Annotated in this window: 19 protein-coding genes; 8 read left to right on the forward strand and 11 right to left on the reverse strand. The window is 67.1% G+C overall.

The window, feature by feature from the left end; genetic code table 11:
- Window positions 1–41 precede the first annotated feature (41 nt).
- Window positions 42–1,625, reverse strand: a complete 1,584-nt coding sequence (locus ACWF5H_RS03050) for a molybdopterin-dependent oxidoreductase (protein ID WP_452034757.1) — start codon at window positions 1,623–1,625, stop codon at window positions 42–44.
- Between the two features lie 452 nt (window positions 1,626–2,077).
- Here ACWF5H_RS03050 and ACWF5H_RS03055 point away from each other — a divergent pair, with 452 nt between their 5' ends.
- Both ACWF5H_RS03055 and ACWF5H_RS03060 read left to right on the forward strand, forming a co-directional pair.
- Entirely contained in the window at window positions 2,078–2,620 is a 543-nt protein-coding gene (locus ACWF5H_RS03055; RefSeq protein WP_364651997.1) for a YceI family protein, read from the forward strand.
- Between the two features lie 145 nt (window positions 2,621–2,765).
- Window positions 2,766–3,713 (forward strand): D-2-hydroxyacid dehydrogenase family protein, encoded by a 948-nt coding sequence (locus tag ACWF5H_RS03060; RefSeq protein ID WP_452034758.1) that lies wholly within the window; start codon window positions 2,766–2,768, stop codon window positions 3,711–3,713.
- Between the two features lie 48 nt (window positions 3,714–3,761).
- Here ACWF5H_RS03060 and ACWF5H_RS03065 read toward each other — a convergent pair whose 3' ends face one another.
- Entirely contained in the window at window positions 3,762–4,970 is a 1,209-nt protein-coding gene (locus ACWF5H_RS03065; RefSeq protein ID WP_452034759.1) for an ROK family transcriptional regulator, read from the reverse strand.
- Between the two features lie 82 nt (window positions 4,971–5,052).
- Here ACWF5H_RS03065 and gap point away from each other — a divergent pair, with 82 nt between their 5' ends.
- The gene (gap, locus tag ACWF5H_RS03070; RefSeq protein ID WP_452034760.1) at window positions 5,053–6,072 is read left to right on the forward strand and encodes a type I glyceraldehyde-3-phosphate dehydrogenase; all 1,020 of its coding nucleotides are present in this window, start codon (window positions 5,053–5,055) and stop codon (window positions 6,070–6,072) included.
- A 154-nt stretch (window positions 6,073–6,226) separates the two neighbouring features.
- On the opposite strand, the gene ACWF5H_RS03075 is transcribed toward gap, so the two are convergent.
- A complete protein-coding gene (locus ACWF5H_RS03075; RefSeq protein WP_452034762.1) occupies window positions 6,227–7,045 on the reverse strand; it encodes an ABC transporter permease in 819 nt (272 codons plus the stop codon).
- Entirely contained in the window at window positions 7,042–7,944 is a 903-nt protein-coding gene (locus ACWF5H_RS03080; RefSeq protein ID WP_452034763.1) for an ATP-binding cassette domain-containing protein, read from the reverse strand. Before ACWF5H_RS03080 ends, ACWF5H_RS03075 begins: the two co-directional genes overlap by 4 nt.
- Before the next feature lie 144 nt (window positions 7,945–8,088).
- Between ACWF5H_RS03080 and ACWF5H_RS03085 the strand changes: the two genes are divergently transcribed.
- A complete protein-coding gene (locus tag ACWF5H_RS03085) occupies window positions 8,089–9,129 on the forward strand; it encodes a TetR/AcrR family transcriptional regulator C-terminal domain-containing protein (RefSeq protein ID WP_452034765.1) in 1,041 nt (346 codons plus the stop codon).
- A 66-nt stretch (window positions 9,130–9,195) separates the two neighbouring features.
- Here the strand turns inward: ACWF5H_RS03085 and ACWF5H_RS03090 are convergent, their stop codons facing one another.
- The 4 genes from ACWF5H_RS03090 to hpaH form a co-directional block, all read right to left on the reverse strand.
- Window positions 9,196–9,948: an ArsR/SmtB family transcription factor gene (locus ACWF5H_RS03090; RefSeq protein WP_452035332.1), complete on the reverse strand. Its 753-nt coding sequence runs from the start codon at window positions 9,946–9,948 to the stop codon at window positions 9,196–9,198.
- A gap of 49 nt (window positions 9,949–9,997) precedes the next feature.
- Window positions 9,998–11,065, reverse strand: coding sequence for a zinc-dependent alcohol dehydrogenase (locus ACWF5H_RS03095; protein ID WP_452034766.1), 1,068 nt, complete (start codon window positions 11,063–11,065; stop codon window positions 9,998–10,000).
- Between the two features lie 167 nt (window positions 11,066–11,232).
- Window positions 11,233–12,051, reverse strand: a complete 819-nt coding sequence (locus tag ACWF5H_RS03100) for an HpcH/HpaI aldolase family protein (RefSeq protein ID WP_452034768.1) — start codon at window positions 12,049–12,051, stop codon at window positions 11,233–11,235.
- Window positions 12,036–12,821 (reverse strand): 2-oxo-hept-4-ene-1,7-dioate hydratase, encoded by a 786-nt coding sequence (gene hpaH, locus ACWF5H_RS03105; protein WP_127512373.1) that lies wholly within the window; start codon window positions 12,819–12,821, stop codon window positions 12,036–12,038. The genes ACWF5H_RS03100 and hpaH overlap by 16 nt, the downstream gene beginning before the upstream one ends.
- Window positions 12,822–13,122: 301 nt before the next feature.
- Here hpaH and ACWF5H_RS03110 point away from each other — a divergent pair, with 301 nt between their 5' ends.
- The 4 genes from ACWF5H_RS03110 (at window position 13,123) to ACWF5H_RS03125 (ending at window position 18,045) form a co-directional block, all read left to right on the forward strand.
- Window positions 13,123–14,412 (forward strand): MFS transporter, encoded by a 1,290-nt coding sequence (locus ACWF5H_RS03110; protein ID WP_452034770.1) that lies wholly within the window; start codon window positions 13,123–13,125, stop codon window positions 14,410–14,412.
- 201 nt (window positions 14,413–14,613) lie between these two features.
- Window positions 14,614–16,302, forward strand: a complete 1,689-nt coding sequence (locus ACWF5H_RS03115; protein ID WP_452034772.1) for an FAD-dependent oxidoreductase — start codon at window positions 14,614–14,616, stop codon at window positions 16,300–16,302.
- Window positions 16,299–17,531, forward strand: coding sequence for a cytochrome P450 (locus ACWF5H_RS03120; RefSeq protein WP_452034773.1), 1,233 nt, complete (start codon window positions 16,299–16,301; stop codon window positions 17,529–17,531). Before ACWF5H_RS03115 ends, ACWF5H_RS03120 begins: the two co-directional genes overlap by 4 nt.
- A 43-nt stretch (window positions 17,532–17,574) precedes the next feature.
- A complete protein-coding gene (locus ACWF5H_RS03125) occupies window positions 17,575–18,045 on the forward strand; it encodes a hypothetical protein (protein WP_452034774.1) in 471 nt (156 codons plus the stop codon).
- Window positions 18,046–18,118: 73 nt separating this feature from the next.
- Here the strand turns inward: ACWF5H_RS03125 and ACWF5H_RS03130 are convergent, their stop codons facing one another.
- The 3 genes from ACWF5H_RS03130 to ACWF5H_RS03140 form a co-directional block, all read right to left on the reverse strand.
- Window positions 18,119–18,718 (reverse strand): protoglobin domain-containing protein, encoded by a 600-nt coding sequence (locus tag ACWF5H_RS03130; RefSeq protein ID WP_452034776.1) that lies wholly within the window; start codon window positions 18,716–18,718, stop codon window positions 18,119–18,121.
- A gap of 81 nt (window positions 18,719–18,799) precedes the next feature.
- Window positions 18,800–20,329: an MFS transporter gene (locus tag ACWF5H_RS03135; protein WP_452034777.1), complete on the reverse strand. Its 1,530-nt coding sequence runs from the start codon at window positions 20,327–20,329 to the stop codon at window positions 18,800–18,802.
- 13 nt (window positions 20,330–20,342) lie between these two features.
- A complete protein-coding gene (locus tag ACWF5H_RS03140) occupies window positions 20,343–21,569 on the reverse strand; it encodes an amidohydrolase (RefSeq protein ID WP_452034778.1) in 1,227 nt (408 codons plus the stop codon).
- Window positions 21,570–21,856 lie beyond the last annotated feature (287 nt).

Consider the following 21,856-nt stretch of genomic DNA (forward strand, 5'->3'; position numbering starts at 1 on the left):
GCGCCCGGCATGGCCGTCCTGTGACCAAGATGACCCGGACGCTAATCCGCGGTGAATTCAATACTGTGCCAACCGCTGGCGCCATTCGGGGCCGGCGGCGCCGGAGTTTCCGTCTGGAGCTTGCCGTCGCCGTCCCAGGCCCGGACCCGCAGCATGTGCTGGCCGGCGGGCACATCGTCCCGTACCAGATACCACTGGCGCCATGTGTCCACTGAGGCCTCCGCGGCCAGTTTGGCGTCGGCCCAATCGCCGTCGTCCAACTGCACCTGAACTTTCGAGATACCCCGGTGTTGTGCCCACGCCGTTCCCGCGAAGGGCGTCCGGCCGGCGGCTACGCGGGACCCGGCGCGCGGCACGTCGATCCGCGAGGCGGTCTTGATGGGTCCATGGTCCGACCAACCGCGGCTGGTCCAGTACGCAGTTTTGTCCTCAAACCGGGTGACTTCCAGGTCCACCACCCACTTGGTGGCGGACACGTAGCCGTACAGTCCCGGCACCACCATCCGCACCGGGAAACCATGTTCCAGCGGCAGCGGTTCGCCGTTCATTCCGATCGCGAGCAACGCGTTCCGCGCATCGGTGAGCACTGCCAGCGGAGTGGAAGCCGTGAATCCGTCGATGCTGGTGGATAGCACCATGTCCGCCTCGGGCAGCGGCCGAGCCCGCGCGAGCAGTTCGCGCAGTGGATAGCCCAGCCAGCGGGCATTCCCCGCGAGCCCCCCGCCCACCTCATTCGAAACGCAGGTCAGGGTGGTGTAGCTCTCCAGCAGATCGGCCTCGAGCAAGTCCTGGAAGCCGATGCTGACCTCTTCCTCCACCAGACCGTGGACGCGCAGTGTCCACTGCGCCGGGTCCACCGACGGGACAAACAGGGCCGTGTCGATGCGGTAGAACTGCGCGTTCGGCGTCACGAACGGAATGGCCCCGTCCACCGGAGCCTGTACACCTGCCGGCAACGGCTTGGCCGGCCGCGCCGCCGCTGGCAGGCCCAGAGCCTCGCGCACCTGCCGTGCGCCGTTCCGGGCTGCGGAGATTGCGCCGGCGGCAATCCCCATGACGACGGCGGCGCCCGCCATCACCCCCGCTGTCGCGAGGAAGGTGCGACGCCCCGGATCCGCCTCCCGGGTGGCTGTGGCCGGATCGGCTGCCGCTTCGGCTGGGACGCCCCCTGCGCCGGCTGGGACGGCAGTTCGGCCGGCTGGAACCGCCGGGCCGGGCAGGAGCCGGATCAGCCAGCGCAGGCAGAACAGGCCAACGGCGGCACCCAGCGCTGTCGGGATGGCATCAGCAGGGACGGCGCCGGCCCGGGTGAGGACGCACACCACCATGCCCACGCCCAGCGCTGCCACCACTAGCGCCCCGGCGGTCCAGTTCCGGAGGGCCAGCACGCCGATGCCCGCGGCCAGAAGAGTTGCGCCGATCCCCATGGAGATGAACAAGACCAGTTTGTCCGCCGTCGCGAACGTGGAGATGGCAAACTCGGTCAGCCACGGCGGTGACAGTTCGACCACGGCGGCGCCCACCGAGCCGAACGGTGAGGCGGCCGGACCGAAGAAGGCCGCGGCCAGCTCTGCCACGGCAAAGAGCACCGCGGCCGAGACGATGCCCGCCAACATTGCTGGCATCCACGCCGTCAACACTGCAGCTTTCGACACTGGCGGTGCTGCCATGCCGGCCCTTGCCCTTCCATCGGTCCCGGACCCTGCATCTCCGGACGAGAGACAGCTTGGACCCTGGTTCGATCATCTACCCGGCATGTCGGCAACACAACCGCTCCCGGCTGATTCTCCGACCAGCCGGATTCGGGGTTGGCTCACCGAGCGCCACAGATGTTCACCGGGCGTCACATTGGTGCGTCACAGCCTGAACAACTTCCGCAACTACGGCTTCGAAGTGGCAGTTGTTCCGAAGATGCGGAGTTTTGCTCCGGCAGGGCAGGCAATGTGGCGCCGGGCGAACAATTTTCCGTCCGTTCAGAAAAAATTGGTTGACACTTCAACCATCAGGTGTTATTGTAGATGCATAAGCATGAAGTTCACCTGAGCTTCAAACCCAGACTTCAACCAGGAGGCACCACATGGCCGTACAGCTCACCCCAGGAACTTGGAACCTCGACAAGTCCCACACCGAGGTCGGCTTCTCCGTCCGCCACGCCGGCATCAGCAAGGTGCGCGGCCAGTTCACCGACGCCGACGCCACCCTGGTGGTCGGCGACAGCCTGGGCACGTCCTCCGTCGAAGCCGTCGTAAAGACCGCCTCCTTCGACTCCAACGATGACAACCGCGACGCCCACGTCAAGGGCGAGGACTTCTTCAACGTGGAGCAGTACCCGAACATGACCTTCAAGGCCACCAATGTCGAGGGCAACCCGGAAGAGTTCAAGCTGGCCGGCGAGCTGACCATCAAGGACACCACCAAGCCCGTGGTCTTCGACGTCGAGTTCGGCGGCATGGCAGTGGACCCGTTCGGTGCCACCCGCGCCGGCTTCTCCGCCACCACGCAGATTTCCCGCAAGGAATTCGGCATCACCTGGAACGCTGCCCTGGAAGCCGGCGGCGTACTGGTGGGCGATAAGGTCACCATCACCGTGGACTCGGCCTTCGTTCTGCCGTCCAACTAATTCCCCGCGCCACACAGGCAGGGTCCGGAAGCATCCGGGCCCTGCCTGGTGCGTTTAACCGTGCCGCGTTGGCCTCGGCACCGTCTCTTCATCCGGAGTGGTCCTCCTCCGGGTGGCCGGCCCCGCCTGCCGCTAGGCTGGCCTCGTGAAGATCGCCATCCTCGACGATTATCAGAACGTAGCGCTCAGCAGCGCCCCGTGGGAGCAGTTGCCGGCGGGCATCGCCGTCGAACGCTTTACCGACCATCTTGACGACGTCAATGCCCTCGCCGAGCGCCTGGCCGGCGCGCAGGTGGTGGTCACGATGCGCGAGCGGACGCCGATCACCGCCGAACTGATGGACCGGTTGCCGGACCTCAAGCTGGTCACCACCACCGGAATGCGCAACGCCTCGATCGACCTGGACGCGGCGCGCCAGCGCGGCGTGATCGTGTGTGGAACGCAGAAGGGCACGGCGGCGCCGGCCGAACTGGCTTGGGCGCTGGTGATGGGGGTGGCGCGGGAGATCCCGCAGAATGACCGGGATGTGCGCGCCGGAATCTGGCAGGCCCGGATGGGAATCGATCTGGCCGGGGCAACAATCGGGCTGCTTGGGCTCGGCCGGTTGGGCCAGCTGATGGCTGGCTACGCCGCGGCCTTTGGTATGGAGGTGCTGGCCTGGAGTCCGCACCTGACCGCGGGGCGCGCCGCCGAACACGGGGCGCAGTTGGTATCCAAGGAGGATTTGTTCCGCCGCTCGGACATCGTCAGCATCCACCTGAAGCTCGCGGAGTCGACCGTGGGAATGGTCGGCGCCGCGGAACTGGACCTGCTCGGTCCGGCAGGCCGGCTGGTCAACACATCGCGCGGCCCGTTGGTGGACGAGGCGGCCCTGGCCGCCGCGCTGGCCGACGGGAGGATCGCCGCGGCAGCACTGGATGTCTTCGACGTGGAGCCGCTCCCGCGGGACAGCCCGCTGCTCGACGTGCCCAACCTGATCATCAGCCCGCACATCGGCTTCGTCACCGTAGAGGCCCACCGGCTGGGCTACACCCAAATGCTGGAAAGCATCCAGGCCTACCTCGACGGCGCACCGATCAACGTCCTGACCTGACCTCTCCGGCGGCACCCGGCACCGGAGACACCGCCGTCGTGCTGTGGATCAGGCCGGCGCCTCGGCCGGTGCCAATTCCATGGCGTGTTCCTCCACGTAGTCCAGTGCCAGGCGTACGGCGCCGGCCGCCACAATCGCATCGCCGAACTCGGACACCGCCACTCGCGGAGGCGTCGCGGTGAGGCGGGGGAGTTCGCGGGTGATGGTGGGCAGCAGGGCTGATGCCGAGGCCGCCACCGCGCCGCCGATGACCACCAGTTCCGGGTTAAAGAAGGTCCCGAGCACTGCGATCACCCGGGCCATGCGCAGGCCAATCCGTTCCAAGATCCCCTGGGCCACCTCGTCGCCACGGGCCGCCGCCTCGAACACAAAGCGCGCCGACACCCGGCTGGTTCCCGGCCCGACCAGTCCGCGGATCAGCGTTGGTGCGTCAGCGGCGAGGGCTTCATTGCCCCAGTAGCGGGCGAGCCGGGCGATGCCGTCCTGGCTGCCCACCCCGTCCACCAGTTCGAGCGTGCCCACTTCGCCGGCGCCGCCATTGCAGCCGTGCAGCAGTCGGCCCGATTCAATCAGCCCGGTGCCCAGACGCTCGCCGGCCAGCATAACGGCCAGATCGTCGACGCCGGTTCCGACGCCGCTCCAGCGCTCGGCCAGCGCCGCCAGATTCGCATCGTTCTCCAGCAGCACCGGCCAGCCGTAGTCGGCGAAGACTTCGCTCTGCAGGCCGATGTCGAAGTGCTCGGACAGTTCATGCCCGGCGGCCACGTTGCCGTGCCGGTCCACCACCGTGGAGACGCCGATGGCGGCGGCCATCACGGCGGACGGCGGCAGTCCCGCCTCATCCAGCGCGCTGGCGACAACCTGCTTGATTGTGGCGCGGCGCGAGGCTGCGCTGGCGGGCGGCTTCTCGAACCGCTCGGACACCCTGGCCAGCGTCCGGCCCTTCAGGTCGGCCACCAGTACGGTGGCGGTGGCCATGCCCACGTCCATCCCCAGCACGCAGCCGGCCGCCGGGTTGAACTCGAAGCGCCGTGCCGGTCTGCCCTTCGTGGTGCCCACCAGGCGTTCACCCGGCAGCTCCCGGACCCAGCCGCGGGCCGCCAGATCGTCGCAGACCGCGATGGCCGTCGCCCGGGTGAGCCCGGTGGCCTCGATCAGGTCAGTGCCGGTGACCGCGCCGTTCGCCCGCATCACCGATAACACGGCCTTCAGGTTGGCCAGCCGCAGCACCTGCGGAGTGGTGGCTGTGGTGCTCACATCGTTCCCCTTGACCTTGTCGGGCAGCATCAGGATAATAATAATGGAACATAAATTTAGACGCTAAATAAAAGGAGTTCCCATGGCAGTTCGGATTGGCATCAGCGGTTTCGGGCGGATCGGCCGCAACTACTTCCGGGCCGCCATGGCGCAGGGCAAACTGGGTTCCGACCTGGAGATCGTGGCCATTAACGACCTCGGCTCGCCGGAGACCCTGGCGCATCTGCTCAAGTACGATTCGGTGGTCGGCCGGCTGGCCGCCGACGTTGCGGTTGCCGAGGGCGATCTGGTGGTGGACGGCAAGGTCATCAAGGTCCTCGCCGAACGTGATCCCGGCAATCTGCCATGGCGTGAACTCGGCGTGGACATTGTGGTCGAGTCAACCGGCCGCTTCACCACCGCAGCGGATGCGGAAAAGCATCTGGTGGCCGGCGCCCGCAAGGTGTTGATCTCCGCCCCCGCCAAGGGGGACGTGCTCAGCGTGGTGATGGGCGTCAACGACGGGGAGTACGACGACGGGACGCACCACATCGTGTCCAACGCCTCCTGCACCACCAACTGCCTGGCCCCGCTGGCCAAGGTGCTGCACGAGAACTTCGGCATCGAGCAGGGGCTGATGACCACCATCCACGCCTACACCGCGGACCAGAACCTGCAGGACGGCCCGCACCGCGACCTGCGCCGCGCCCGCGCCGCCGCCATCAACATGGTTCCCACCTCCACCGGCGCAGCGAAGGCGATCGGGCAAGTGCTGCCGGAGCTGAAGGGCAAGCTGGACGGGTTTGCCATCCGTGTGCCGGTGCCCACCGGCTCCGCCACCGACCTGACCGTGACCGTGGGCCGCGAGGTCACCGTGGAGGAGGTCAACGACGCGTTCAAGGCCGCCGCCGCCGACCCGCGGCTGGCCGGCATCCTCACCTACACCGAGGACCCGATCGTTTCCTCAGACATCGTCACCGATCCGGCGTCGGCCATCTTTGACTCCGGCCTGACCAAGGTGATGGGCAACCAGGTCAAGGTCATTGGCTGGTACGACAACGAGTGGGGCTACTCCAACCGTCTGGTGGACCTGACCTCGCTGGTGGCGTCCAAGCTCTCCTGACCCGACGCCCCGGAACACCCGACCCGGAACACCCGACCCGGAGCACCCGACCCGGAACACCCGACCCGGGATGACTATTCAGCAGGAGCCCTTTTCGGCCGCGAAAAGGGCTCCTGCTGATTCTTCGATGGGACGTGGGGCGGGACAGTCGAAGTCACCGGCGGCCGGCCCGGCGTCGAAACGCCCACGCGCCCCAAGCAGCGCCGACGGCTGCTATTCCCGAGCACCACAACACTGCGGCGGGACCATACCTATCCATCTCGGTCCCCATCAGCAGTGCCCGCATGGTTTCGTTGACTGCCGTGATCGGCTGGTGCTCGGCCATCCACTGCAGCCACCCCGGCATCGTATCCACCGGGACAAAAGCGCTGGACAGATACGGCAGAAACAGCAGCACGAAGCCGTAGCCGGAGGCCGCCTGCGGTGAGCCGGCCACCACTCCGATCGCCGTAAACAGGGTGGTGATGGCCAAGATGTACAGGGCAATAATCCCTGCTGCGCCCAGCCATTCCAGCGGTCCGGCCGATGGCCGAAAGCCCACCAGCAGAGCCACCAGGATCACTACGGCGGTCGCCACCAAGTTGCGGGCCAGCGATGCGACCGTATGGCCGGTCAGCACCGCCGAACTGCGGATCGGCAGGGTGCGGAACCGGTCGATGATTCCGTTGGCCAGGTCGGTGGCTGTGTCCACGGCGGATGAGGACGCCCCGAACCCGGCGCAGGTCAGGATGATGCCGGGAACCACATAGTCCACGTATCCGCCATCGGGGGAGATCGCGCCACCGAAAACGTAGGTGAACAGCAGCATCAGGATGACCGGCAGCAGGATGGCCATCAGCATGGCGTCGACATTGCGCAGCGAATGGCGGATGCTGCGGCCGATCAAGACGGCGTCGGTCACTCCCCAGGCGGGACGCCGCCGTCGGCCGTTTAATGATCCGGCTGTGTAAGCAGATGTGTTGGCGGAAGTCATAGGAGTACTTTCTGTGCAGTCGAGCCGGGCAGTGCGGGGGCATCGGTCAGGTGGAGGAAGACATCGTCCAGGCTGGGGGAGCGGAGCGAGACTGCGGCGTCCGGCGCCGCCGAAGCCTCAAGTTGCTCCATCGCCGCGCGCAGCCCAGCCAAGGTCCCGTCGGTGGGAACGGAGGCCAGCAGTCCGCCGTCGTTGTTCTTGAGTTCGACGACGGTCTCACCCAGTTCCGCCTTGAGCTCGCCGGGGGAGCCGCTCGCTACTACCCGGCCGTCATTGATGACAATGACTGTGTCGGCGAGTTCGTCCGCCTCCTCGAGATACTGGGTGGTCAGCAAGATAGTGGCACCGCCGGCGCGCAGCCCATGGATGGTGTCCCACAGTGCCCGGCGGCTCCGGGTGTCCAGGCCGGTGGTTGGTTCGTCCAGGAAAATGACCGGCGGGGCTGCCACCAGCCCCAGGGCCAGGTCCAGCCGCCGGCGCATGCCGCCCGAGAACGTGGCCACCCGGTTGTTGGATGACTCCTGCAATCCGAAATCCTCAAGCAGGTCGCGGCTGCGCCGGCGGGCGCCGGCCCGGTCCAGTCCGTTCAGGCGGCCCATCATCTGGAGGTTTTCCTCGGCCGTGAGGATCTCGTCCACAGCCGCGGACTGGCCGGTCACGCTGATCGACTCGCGGACCAAGGCCGGAGTTGCCGCCAGGTCATGGCCATTGATCGATGCTGTGCCGGCATCGGGCGGAGTGAGCGTCGACAGGATGTTGAGCAGTGTGGTCTTGCCAGCTCCGTTAGGGCCGAGGATGGCCGCAATGGTTCCGCGGCCAACATTTAAATCGATGCCGTTCAGCACGGTCTTTTGACCAAAGGCCTTGCGGATCCCGCGTGCCCGGATGGTGTCTTCCATAGATGCATCTCCAAATGATCTGACCGGGATTGCCGATCTCTCTAATCTGTTTATGACATAAACAGAGTTTAAGTGATACACAGTTGTGGGAAACGTTGTCAAGCGATTTCCCGCGGGCGGCTCTACGGCGGGAAGATGGAGGGTATGAGGACAGCCGACGAAACACCCGAACTTCCACGTGGCATAGCCCTGGCCTGGGGTGTGGCTGCCACGCCCCAGCGGGGTCCCAAGCGGGAGCTAAGCGTCGAGGGCATCGTGGAGGTGGCCATGGAGATTGCCGACGCCGAGGGGTTGGCTGCCGTCTCCATGACGGCGGTGGCCGCGAAGCTCGGTTTCACCACCATGTCCCTGTATCGGTATGTCTCGGCCAAGGAGGACATGGTCATGCTGATGTACGAGCGGGCACTGGGCGTGCCGCCGCAGTTCAATCCGGATACGGGCTGGCGGGAAGCCGCCAAGGGCTGGTTTGGATCACTGATTGCCGTGTACCGGGCGCGGCCCTGGGTGCTTGATATTCCCATGCAGGGAATCCCGTCGACGCCGAACAGTGTGGCATGGATGGATGCCGGTCTGGCCGCCTTCGAGTCCACACAGTTGAGCCACGCCGACCGGCTGTCGGTCACTTTGCTGTTGAGCGGCTACGGCTATTGGCAGGCTCTGATCGAACGCATGTACATGCAGGCCGCCCCGGACGATGCGGCGCTGGCGGAAGTGGAACGGAGCCAAGAGCAGTTGTTGGTGTCGTTGGTGTCGCCGGAGCAGTTCCCGGCGGTCGCCCGCGTGCTGCAGATGGGGCTGATGGGGCCGGACAGCACCAACGACCCGTTTGCGGCCGGCTTGGAGGTTGTCCTCGATGGCATTTCCGGCCTCATCGATGCCTCGCAAGAGCAGGAGGTCGCCGGCACGGGCGCCGGCCAAGGCCTGCCAAGAGAATCCGACGACGAGGAGTGGAGTGAGGCGGCCAATCCGTCCATCGAAGCCGCCGTTATGAAGGATCCGGAGGCTCGTGAGGCGTCGCGGAGACGCCGCGACGCCGAAACAGCGCTACGGCAAGCTGAACAAAAGCTGCGCGAGGCCCGGCGGAAGGAGCAGGAGGTTCTGGCCAAGGCCCGCGATCGGGCGCGGAAGCAGGCCGAAAAGACAGCCAGCCTCGCCGTGAAAGCCGTTCGGCCCACGGCAGACTAGGGGCGGCGCCGGTGCCCATGCTCCGAAGCAGGCGGGCGCCGGCGTCGTGCTTTCCCCATCTCCGGCTCAGGTGTACATCAATGAACCCGGGGTGGTCAGCAGCTCGCCGGTTTCCAGCCAGGTCTTCAGTCCGGAGAGGATCATGGGCCAGCCGCCGTACAGCTGGTCATTGGCGCCTTCGCGCAGCTGGTCGTGCGTGACGGTAAGCCGGCAGGAGTCCCCCACCTGCTCGATCTCCCAGGTCACCCGCGAGGTGCCCTCGGCGATCACGTCCTCGCCCCAGAGCGCGCGCATGGTCTGCACCAGCTTGCGCGGCGGGTCCACTTCCAGGTTCTCGCCTTCGCCCAACGGGGCATCCGCCCTGGGATTGGTCATGGTGTAGCCGGAGCCCGGTGTCCAGTCGGTCTGGATCCGGTTGCCGAAGGAGTATTTGCTCCTGATCTCGCTGTCCGTGATGGCGTCCCAGAGCTTTTCCGGGGTGGTGCGAATGTAGATCTCAAAGATCTTTTCCATCGGATTTTCCAATCGGGATTTGAGGTCGCTGAGCCCAGCGGCCCACGGCTGTGCATACTTGCTCACCCACCGGTCGTGGATGAGCCGGATGGGCACCGGATTGAGGAAGTGGAGTTTCTCCCGGCCGCGGCGGCGGGTCAGAACCAAGTTGGCCGCTTCCAACTGCTTCAGGTGCTTCATGACGCCGAAACGCGTGATGTCGAAGTGCGCTTCGAGCGCGGTGAGGGTCTGCCCGTCCTCGCGGAACAGTTCATCCAGCAGTTCACGCCGGGTGGGATCCGCCAACGCTTTGAACACGGCATCCATGGGATTCATGATAGGTGACAAAACAGTCACATGTCCAGGACTTTTCGGGTCAGGGGTTGGGCTGCAACACGGCCTTGATCAGCGGCCGTCCGGCGGCGTCGGTGCTGCCGTCCGCGGTGAGCCGCAGCGCTTCCACGGCCCGGTCCATCGGATAGGTCGTGATCAGGCGCTCGCCCAACGCCGGCAGGGTTGCAAGGAAAGCAAGGGCCTGCTCGAAATCCTGCCGGGTGGAGATGAAGCTGTGCAGGACGTCAAGAGTCTTGCTGGTCCGGACCACCGGCGCGGAGGCGGTACCGGTGGCATACATCGCCACCATGACCAGGCGGCCGTGCGGCCGCAGTTCCTCGACAGCCCGTGCCAAATGAACACCCGCACCGGTCGCTTCGATCCACACATCATAGGTGTCGGGCTGCTGCCCGGTGGTGCTCTCCAAGCCAAGGCTCGCGGCCAATTCGACTCGCGCCGCGTGACCGGGACCTTCGCGGCCGATCATCGTCACCGCGGCACCGGCGCGCTGTGCCATCAAGCCGGCGAGCAGGCCAATACTGCGGGTGGTCGAAACCGCCACCCGCTCGCCGGGCTGGATCCGGGCCACTGTGGAGACCGCGCGCCAGGCAATGGAAGCAGGCTCGGCGAGCACGGCGGTAGTATCCGGAATTGACTCAGGCACGGGTACCACATTGCGCCACGGGACCAGCGCCCGCGAGGCTGCCTGGCCGTGCTGGGTCAGGCCCAAGCCGGTCCGCCTGGGGCACAGGTGCGGTTGGTCCGCCCGGCATGCCTCGCAGTGGCCGCAGCCTACTGTGGAAATCGGCACCACACGGGTCCCCGGCGCGAGCCATTCCGGAACCAGCAGCCCGGTGCGGACCACCGAGCCGACCGACTCGTGGCCGAGCACCATGCCGAGCGGAACCGTCGCCGCGGCCGGGTCGGCACGGTAGATGATGACGTCCGATCCGCACAGCCCGCAGAGGCTGACCCGCACTTCCACCTCGTCTGCCCCTGGTGCGCGGAGCGGGTGGTCCATCAACCCGACACCGCCGGGCTCAGCCGAGGTGCGTGCCAGGGCGGGGTTCATGGCCGCTTGACCGAGCGTACGGCCGCCTGCAGCTGCCACTTTTCACTCTCCTCGACCACGCGCAGATTCGTTGCTCCGATCTTAACTCCGCCGGGGCGGCCTGAACCCCGGCGGCGCGGGACGACGACGACAGCCCGGTACGCCGACGGCGGCGCTTCGGTGGGCCGCGAAACCCAACCGAAGCACCGCCGTCGTGATCTGCAGGATCAGTAGCTGGCCGGTGTCCCGGCCGCGCCGTCCCCGTCCGCCGGGAGGTACTTGGCGGCCAGGGCTTCGGAGCCGCGGGCCAGCAGCGCCACGTCGGCGCCGACGCCCACAAAGTCCGCGCCCCACTCCATGTAGCGGCGGGCCGAGGCCTCGGCAAAGGCGTTGACCCCCACGAACTTGCCGGCCGCCTTGGCAGCCTTCAGCGCCTTCTCCACGCCGGCAACCACCTCGGGGTGCTCCTGCTGCCCGATCACGCCCATCGACGCGGCCAGATCGGACGGGCCGATGAACACGCCGTCCACACCGTCCACCGCGGCGATCTCGGCCGCGTTCTCCACGGCCTCCGCGGACTCGATCTGCACGATCAGCGTCAGCGTTTCCTCCGCCCGGGTGAGGTAGTCCGGGATCCGGTTCCAGCGGGCCGACCGGGCCAGCGCGGAACCGACGCCGCGCACGCCGGCCGGCGGGTAGCGGGTGGCTGCGACGGCAGCACGGGCCTGCTCGGCGGTGTGCACCATCGGGATGATCAGCGTCTGCGCGCCCAGGTCCAGGTACTGCTTGATCAGCACGGTGTCGTTGACCGCCGGCCGGACCACCGGGATGCTGGGGTAGCCGCGCACCGCCTGCAGCTGGGCCAGCACGGACTCCAGCCCGTTGGGGGAGTGCTCGGCGTCGATGAAGATCCAGTCGAAGCCGGCGCCGGCGCACAGCTCCGCGATCAGGGGCGAGCCGGAGCACACCCAGATGCCCGCCAGCGGGCGGTCGGCGGCGGCCAGCGCGTCCTTAAAGGACGGATCGGGTTCTACTCGAAACGGCATGTGATGGTTCCCAGCTGTCCGTAATCGGCGAACACGGTGTCCCCTTCGTGCACCCACATGGGCCGGGTGAAGGAGCCAGCCAAGATGGTCTCGCCGGCCTTGAGGTGGTCGCCGTGCGGGGCGATCTTGTTGGCCAGCCAGTAGACGCCGGCGGCCGGGTGGTTGAGCACGCCGGCGGCCACGCCGGTCTCCTCCACCGTCTGGTTCTTGTACAGGATGGCGGAGATCCAGCGCAGGTCAACGTCCTGCGGCCGGACCGGATTGCCGCCGATCACCATGGCGCCCATCGCGGCGTTGTCCGAGATGGTGTCCACGATGGTGCGGCCTTCCATCTCGATCCGCGAGTCCAGGATCTCCAGCGCGGGAACCACGTATTCGGTGGCGTTGAGAACGTCGAAGATGGTGGCGTTGGGGCCCTTGACGTCGCGGTTGAGCACAAAGGCCAGTTCAACTTCAATGCGCGGGTGGGTGTACTGGTCCCACTTCACCGTGCAGCCGTTTTCCAGGATCATGTCGTCGAAGATGATCCCGTAGTCCGGTTCGCTGATGCCGGTGGCGTACTGCATGGCCTTGGACGTCAGCCCGATCTTGCGGCCGGCCAGGGTCCGCCCGGCGGCTTCGCTGCGCTCCCGCCACAGGTTCTGCACCTTATAGGAGTCCTCAATGGTCATCTCCGGGTAGCGGGCGGTCAGCCGTTGCACCGGCGTCCGGGTCCGTCCCGCCTCCACCAGCTCGTCGGCGATGGACTCAATCGTTGACTGGTCAAGCATGCTTGTGGCACCACTTCCTTGTTCCTCGGGCGGCCGCCTACCTTGCCCGAGAGGGCGTTGCTGCGGTCCCGGCGCCGCATGGGGAGGGCGCCAGCACCATCTTACGGTGGCGCGTGTCACCCTTCGTAAGTTGGTTACGACGGGAGGGAACAACGACGGCGGTGCCTCCAAGGGCGGCGGCCACGGCGGCGGGACAGCGACTGCACGGCAACCGCCGCCGTGCCGTTCATCTGGCCCGGCTACCGCGCCGCGCTCCGGCTCCCGCCGGGTGATGGGGGCAACACCCGGCTAGGGTAGGCAGGTGAACTCCTTCCTCCGCAAGCCCTGGACCGGGCGGATCGGTGCGCTGCTGGGCATCCTGACCATGGCGCTGAGCCTGCGCGCAGCGGTCTCCGCGGTGGGTCCGCTGCTGGGCGAACTGGGGCCGGAACTGGGTTTCGACGCGACCACCATCGGTGCGCTGGCCATGCTGCCGCCGCTGGTCTTCGCGGTGGCGGGCCTGTGCACGCCGGCCCTGATCCGCTGGCTCGGGCTGGAAAAGGTGCTGGTGGCGGCCGTGCTGCTGGCGGTTGCCGGACAACTGGGCCGCGCCGCCGTCGACGGGGTCTGGCCCTTCCTGGCCCTCAGCGGGGTGGTGATGGCCGGGTATGGCATCGGCAATGTGGTGCTGCCTCCGCTGGTGCGGAAGTACTTCCCGGATCGCATCGGCGTGGTCACCGCCGGCTACGTGACGCTGTTGGCAGTGGGCACCGCGATGAGCCCACAGTTTTCGGTCCCATTGGCGGACGCCGCCGGCTGGCGGGTATCGCTGGCGCTCTGGGCCTCGGTCAGCGCCGTGGTGCTAATCCCGTGGGCGGTACAGGCGGCGCGCGACCGGCGGAAGGGCAGGACGTACGACGGCGGTGCCGCGGCTTCGGCGGCTTCCTCGCCTGCGCCCGGGAAGCTGAATCCCTGGCGCTCGCCGGTGGCCTGGGGACTGGCGATTTTCCTGGCCGGCAACTCCGCGCAGACCTACGTGTACTTCACCTGGTTGCCGCCGTACCTGACCGAGCACGGAGTCGACGCCGCGTCGGCCGGTTCGGCCTTGGCCTACTTCGCCATCCTGGGGCTGCCGGTCAGCCTGCTGGTGCCGCTGATTGTGCCGCGACTGAAGCAGCCGATCACCGCCATCCTGGTCTTCACCGCTTGCTGGATCGGCGGCCATACGGGCCTGCTGCTGTCGCCGGACGCGGGCACCTGGTGGTGGGTGACGCTGTCCGGGCTGGGCCAGGGCACCTTCGCCACCGCACTGCTGATGGTCAACCTGCGCTCGCGCACCACGCACGGTTCGGCGGTGCTGTCCGGCTTCAGCCAGGGCATCGGTTACGCCGGCGCCAGCGTGGCCCCGCTTTTGTTTGGGGTGGTGCACGAATCCACCGGTTCGTGGACCGCTTCCTTTGCCATGCTGGGCGCCTGCATCGTGGTGATGCTGGTAGGGGCGGTCATGATCAACGGTCCGCGCCGCATTGAGGACCCGCCGGGAGCCGGCAGCAGACGCAAGGCTGTGCTCCACCCGGTGGGTGGCACGGATCGACAAGACGCGCGCCGGTAAGGCACCGGGAAGGCCCCTTCCGCCGCCCCGCCTACGCGGCCTAGACTCGATTCACTTGATCATGCATCACGCTGGGGCCCCCACCCGGGCCCGCCTCGGGGCCTTAAGACCTGCCGGGACGGGGGCCATCACGGTTCACTCCTGAGGCGCCGGCCGATCGGCGGATCGCGGCCGGAAGCCGGCAAGAGGAAGAAGTGCGGCATGCGGATCGCCGTCGATCTCACTAAATGCCAGGGGTATGCCCAGTGCGCCTTTCTTGCCCCGGACGTCTTCCGCATCCAGGGGGACGAGGCGCTCACCTACGACCCGGATCCGGACGGGGCGCAGCGCACCCGGATCCGGCGGGCCGCCGCCGCGTGTCCGGTCCAGGCCATCACCCTCGAACAGATGGACGGGCCGAACGGATCACAGCATCCGGATACGCGCCCGGGGACGGCTGACCCCGCCGGGGACGGCGACAACACGTTCAAGAAAACAGGACGGATCGTCATCGTTGGCGCCTCCCTGACGGGGCTGCACGCGGCGGAACGGCTGCGCGAGGAAGGCTTCACCGGCTCGCTGACCCTGGTCGGCGAGGAACCCCACGAGCCCTACGACCGGCCGCCGCTGTCCAAACAGTTGCTGGCCGGGACGCTGCGCTCGGCGGATACCTCGCTGCCCCGCCGCCGGGACATCCGCGCCAACTGGCGGCTGGGCGTCGCGGCGACCGGTCTGGACCTGCCGGCGAAGCAAGTCCGGCTCGCCGACGGCAGCCGGATCGAATTCGACAAGTTGATGATCGCCACCGGCTTGCGCTCGCGCCCCTGGCCGAACCCGGCGGAGGCAGCACTGGACGGCGTGTTGACCTTGCGCACCCGGGAAGACGCCTCGAAACTCCGGCAGATCCTGGCCGAGCGCCCGCGCCGGGTGCTGGTGATCGGCGCCGGATTCATCGGTTGCGAGGTCGCGTCCGTGTGCCGCGAACTCGGCCTGCCGGTCACCGTCGCAGAGGCCGGGCCGGCCCCGCTCGTCGCTGCCCTCGGCGGCACCATCGGCGCCATCGCCGGTGAGCTGCACCTCGAGAAGGGTGTGGACCTGCGCTGCGGCGTCCGGGTCACTTCCCTCGAAGGCGATGCCGGAGGACAGCTGCGCCGGGCCGTGCTCTCCGACGGGGCCACGGTAGAGGTCGACGTGGCGGTCGCCGCGCTGGGCTCCGTGCGCAATGTCGAGTGGCTCGCAGATTCCGGGCTGGCTTGCGGCGTGTGGGGCGTTGCCTGCGACGCCGGCTGCCGCGCCTTCGACGCCAACGGGCTGGTCACCGATGACGTCTTCGTCGCCGGGGACATAGCGCGAGCCCCGCAGCCAATGTACGGCTACCAGTTCCTGGCCGTTGAGCATTGGGGCAATGCCATCTCGCAGGCGGAGGTTGCGGCGCACAATATGGTCAGCCGCGAGACCGACCGCTGGCCGCACCTGGCGGTGCCGCAATTCTGGTCGGTGCAGTTCGGCACCGAAATCAAGAGCGTCGGTGTTCCCTCGGCCGCGGATGAAGTCGCCATCGTCCAGGGATCGGTGGCAGAGCGGCGCTTCCTCGCCGTCTACGGCTACAAGGGCCGCATCGTGGCAGCGGTCGCCTTCAACCAGAACAAGTGGCTTGAATTCTACGAACCGCTGATCGAGCAGGCCGCGCCCTTCCCGCCCTCGTTCCACCATGTGGACGAGTCGGCCGATGGACACGCCGTACCGGCCGGCTTCAGGCCGGCGGTCAGCCCCACGCAGGACGCCACCGTGGTGGTGACAGGCCACGACCCCAACGAACGCCGCGCCAGACTGACCAATCCCGCCGCCGGTGACACGCCGTCCCGGAGACCGGCGGATACCGCCCCGCGATCAAAGGAGCATTCACCATGAACCAAGCAAGCTCCTGGGAGCAGGTCCTCGACTACTCCAATCGGGCCAACCCCTACCCGTTTTACGCTGAACTCCGCAGGGCACCGGTGACGCGGCTGCCGGACGGAACCTACCTGGTCAGCACCTACGCCGAGATTGCCTCGCTGCTGCACGATCCGCGGGTGAGTTCCGAGATCAGTCGCAATCCGGCCGCCGCCGCCGCGGGCGTCTCTGCGAACGAGGGCGACGGTGCCGACATGACGCCGACGTTCCTGAGCATGGATCCGCCGGATCACGACAAGTTTCGCCGGATGACCATGCGCCACTTCGGGCCGCCCGCGACTCCGGGACGGATCGCCGGGCTGGAGCCCCGGATGAAGGAGATCGTCACCGACCTGATCGACAAGATGGCGGGCCGCAGCAGGATCGACGTCGTCGATGAGCTGGCCTATCCGCTGCCGGTCACGGTGATCTGCGAGCTGCTCGGTGTGCCTCCGAGCGACAGGCAGCGCTTCCGGGTCTGGGTGGACGTCGCCCTGCAGTCCACCGATCCCGGCCTCGATCCGGAAACCCAGCAGAAAAAGCGGGCGGAAGCGGGGGCGGAGCTTCGCGCCTTTATGGAGGAGTTGGTCGAGTCCCACCGGAAGTCACCGGGCGAGGACATGCTCTCGGCGATGGCCACCGACGACAGCCCGGAAGGCAGCCTGCCGGCGGAGCAACTGGTGGGCACCGGACTGCTGCTGCTCATCGCCGGACACGAAACCACAGTGAACCTCATCGCCAACGGCGCGCTGACCTTGCTCCGCCACCCGCACGAGCTTCAGAGGCTGCGGAACGACCCAGACTTGGCCATCCCGATGGTGGAGGAACTGCTCCGCTACGAGCCGCCCGTGCATTTCGTCCCCTTCCGCACCGCGCTCGACGATATCGACATCGGCGGCACGACCATCCCGGCCGGGGCGTCCTTTACGCTGCTCCTGGCCGCCGCCAACCGCGACCCAGCCCACGCCACCGACCCCGACCTCTTCATCCCGGACCGGCCCAACAACGGCCACCTGGGATTCGGAGGCGGCATCCACCTCTGCTTCGGAGCACCCCTGGCCCGGCTGGAAGCCCAGATCGCCCTCACCGAATTCGCCAGCAGAATCGAGAACCCGCGGCTGGTGGACGACCCGCCTCCATACCGGCCGAGCCCGTTCCTGCGCGGACCGTCCCACCTCCCGGTAGACATCGACGGGATCTCGCACTAGGCCGACCGGAACGTAGGATGGGGCCGGATAAAGGAGGCCCCTCATGGTTCGCTTGCGCATTGCCGCACGGCTGGTGCTGCCGGCACTCTGGATCGGCCTGATCATCGGAATTTCGCTGATCGAGGCACCGCTGAAGTTCCAAGCCCCCGGCATCACCATTCCGCTGGGGCTGGGCATCGGCCGGCTGGTTTTCACCGCAATGAACATTGTGGAGCTGGTCCTCGCCGGGCTGCTGCTGCTCTCCCTCATCGGGCAGCGCGTGGACCGCCGGTTCTGGGCACTGGTGGGTGGCGCCGTCGTCGTGCTCTTGGCCAAGGTGATGGTGATCCGGCCGCTCCTTAACCATCGGACGGACATGGTGCTGGCAGGCACGGACGACGGCGGTTCCGCCCTCCACTACATCTACATCGCCGCAGACGGTGTCCTGATCGTCCTGCTGGTACTCATGCTCGTCGCCGCGGCGCGCCGCTGGGTGCCGACGCCGGTTGTCGAAACGGAGCAGCGCCGGCGCTGAACCTCCTGCCAAACTGCCGGCGTCGGGCGGGCCGCATCACTAGTCGTAGCCGGCCCCGTCTGATAACCGCCGGTTACCACTCGCCGTGGAGCGCGTAGGGTCGGGACCACAACGCAATCTGCAGGACCACGGCCTTCAGCCAGGCCTGCATCATCGCGTCCACCTCCTGCGCGGAATCACTGCCACGGGACAGGAAGGGCCGCATGGTGGCCACCACCGGCCCGATCAGCGCGATGAGATACCGCAGCGGGACAACCTGGGTGGAGCCGACGTGGTCGGTGTTGTTCTTATGCTCGGGGGTGTGGCGCAGGGCGATCTCGTTCTGGTAGTCCAGCCACTCCTGATCGTAGGGTTTGGTGCAGGTGTCCCGGATCCACTGGCCGAACCTCAGCCGGACCGCCCCGAGGTAGTCCTCGATCGGCGGGCCATCCGGCCGGGAAAAGTGGGCCACCAGGTGGGGCTGGCCGGCGATGAAGCGGTACCAGACGTCGAGGACGTCCTCGACCTGATCATCGAGGATCTCGCCGGCACGGCGCAGCATGGCAGCGTCCTCTTCTCCCAGCATGACAGTCGCTTTGAGGCCTTCGAGCTCGGCCAGCGTGACCGGTGATTGGGATACCGCGCCGTACTCATAGCCCGGAATGCTCGAACCGTCGGATGCATGGACGGACATGGCAGTGCCTCCACTGAAGGGATTGGCGCGTGGCGCCCTGAACGGCCATTAATACTCCGCGGCGCCGGTACGGTCAACGAGTCAGTTGCCGAAGGCCGGCGGAGCGACTTCGTCGGGCCGGGCCCCCTCCTCTTCCCTGCTCCGCTGGGATGGGACCGTGACGATGATCGAGGCGATGGCGACGACGACCATGAACACGTTGAACAGCAGCCCGACGGCCCCGCCGAAGCGCAGCGCCACGTTGTCCTGCCGGCCGAGGAACAGTCCCCAGGACTGGATGATCTCCGGGTTCACCGCCTGGGCGGCCACGTACAGGGCCGCGGAAATCGCGACGCCGATGGCGTTGCCCAGCGAGGACGCCATCTTGTAAATACCGGAGGCCGCACCGACCTGGGCATCCGGGACGTTCGACAGCGCCGCATCGGTGGACGGGGTGGCGTAGAAGCCCAGGCCCACGCCGAAGAGCGTGAAACCGATGAACGTGAGCACGATGTACTGGCCAATGAGCAGGAAGGTCGTGGAGCACAGCAGGATGCCGATGCCGGTGATCATGCTGCCCCACAGCATCGGTTTCTTCGGACCGAACCGCTGCAGCAGTTTCTCGCCGACGCGGATGGTGGCCAGGATAGCGATTAGATAACCGAGCGTCAGGAGGCCCGACTGCAGCGAATTCATCCCGGCGGCCACCTGGACCAGTCCCAGCGAGACGATCAGGGTGCCCGCAGCGCCGTTGAGCAGGAAGTTGGACAACGTTGCGCCGGTGAAGGTGCCGTTGCTGAAGAGCTTCAGGTCCACGAAGGCGAAGCTGCGGTGGCTCTCGATCTGCAGGAAGAGCAGGCCGAACACCACGAACGCGGCCACCAGGCCCAGGCCGGTCCAGCTGAACCAGCCGATGGCCGGGCCCTGCGAGATGTAGACGTTGATGGCCACCAGCATGATGATGAAACAGGCCAGGCCGGACCAGTCGAAGTGGCGCTCGCCGGCGTTGGGATCGGCCGGGGCTCGCGATTCCGGCGTGCCGCGGAGCAGGAACAGTGCCAGCACGGACAACACGATCGAAATCCAGAAGATGGACCGCCAGCCGAGGAAGGAGGAGGCCATCAAGCCGCCGAACAGCGCGCAGAATCCGGATCCGCCCCAGGAACCAATGGACCAAAACGACAGTGCGCGTTGCCGGTCCTTACCCTCGTAGTAGCTCTTAATCAGAGCCATGGTGGAGGGCATAATGCACGCCGCGGACAAGCCTTGGATGGCACGGCCGCCCAACAGCATGGCCGTGGTCAGCCCGCCGAGGTTTTCCGGCGTCAGGGCGATCAGCAGCGAGCCCAAAATGCTCAGGTAGATGCCGATGTACATGATCTTTGCCCGGCCGATCCGGTCGGCGAGTCCTCCGGCGACGACGATGAAGATGCCGGAAAACAGCGACGTGATCGAGACGGCCAGGTTGGCCAGTGTCTGTTCGACGCCGAGCTGGTCCTTGATGCCGGGGATGACGTTGAGCAGCGTCTGGGCGAAGAGCCAGAAGTTAATGACGGCCAGGACGATGCCCAGCAGCCACTTGTCGGTTGGTTTCCAGTCGGTCCGAGTGGGGACCGATGTTGACGAGGTCATGGGGAACAACCCCTTACGGTGCCAGGTACGCCAGCGAAGCCACCACCTGCGCCTGAGTGGCGACGGAGAGGGTCGGGTCGATGGCGGGAGCGAAGAATGGTGAATGATTAGCCGGAATGTCTGCCGAGACAGTGCCGTTCTCCACGGCTTTCCGGTACTTGTCGGCTGGGACGGAGCCGACCGTCCAGTAGGTGTACGGAGCGCCGAGGGCGTCCGGAATGCGGCTAAAGTCCTCGGAGGCCGTGACTGGTTCGGCGTGGAAGACCCGGTCGCCACCGAAATGCTCGATGAATGCTGCGGTGACCTTCTGGGTGGTTTCGGCGTCGTTGCTGGTCAGCGGGAACTGGTCGTAGTACTCGAATTCAGGGTCGCGGGGCGATCCGGCGGCCGCGCACTCGCCCCGGACAATCCGTTCGATCGATGCCATGATCCGTTCCCGCAGCGCCACATCGTAGGTGCGCAGGTTCAGCAGCAGCTCCGCGCGATCCGGAATGATGTTGGACTTGGTGCCCGCGTTGGAGGCACCAACTGTCACCACCGCGAACTCGCCCGGCTTGGTCTCGCGGGAGACGATGGTCTGCAGCCGCAGCACGATCGACGCGGCCAGCACCACCGGGTCCACGGCGTTGTGCGGCATCGAGCCGTGCGCACCGCGACCGTGGACCGTGACCTTCAGGGAGTCGCCGGCCGAGAGGATCGGCCCCGCCGTGGTTCCGATCGTGCCTGCCTCGAAAGGCATCACGTGCTGGGCGAGGACGACGTCGGGCTTGGGCAGTTTGGCGGCCAGGCCGTCATCGACCATCGCCTGCGCCCCGGCGGCAATCTCTTCGCCGGGCTGGAAGAGCGCCACGTACGTGCCGGCCCACCCGTCCCGGTGCGTGGCCATCAGCTTGGCAGCTCCGAGCAAGGAGACGATGTGCAGGTCATGGCCGCAGGCATGCATGACCCCGCCGGTTTCGGAGGCGTAGTCCAGCCCGGTGGCCTCAGCAACCGGCAGCGCATCCGTATCCGCCCTGGCCAGCACTGTGCGGCCCGATCCGTTGGCCAGGACGCCGACGACGCCGGTGCCGCCGATCCGCTGGACCTGATAGCCGAAGCCGGTCAGCTCCTGTTCGATCCGGTCGGCCGTGCGGTGTTCTTCCATGCTGAGCTCGGGGGCCCGGTGCAGTTCCTTGTACAGGTCCCGTTGCCAGCCCAGCCCTTGCTCCAGGGACTTAAAAACGTCATCCGGGATCGCCATAGTGCGCCCTTCTCCTCCGCCGGCACGGGAAGCGCGGGCACGCGGCTCCCGGAGGCGCGGTTTCCCTTAACGTAGACCCGGTTCAGCCCGCACACAACGACGCCGGTGCCCCGGTGGCGTGCCGGCTCATCGGCCGTGCGGCTCAGGGTTGGTCGACGTGCCCGCCGCGGCATCGGCGAGACGGTCAGCACCGCTTCCCTTAAGCCGCTCCCGGTCCACCGGTCGCCCGGAAACTGCGAGCAGCAAATCGATGGAATCAGCTTCGACCTCGTCCCCCTGCCCCCAAA

It is taken from the genome of Arthrobacter sp. NPDC055138, assembly GCF_053607305.1.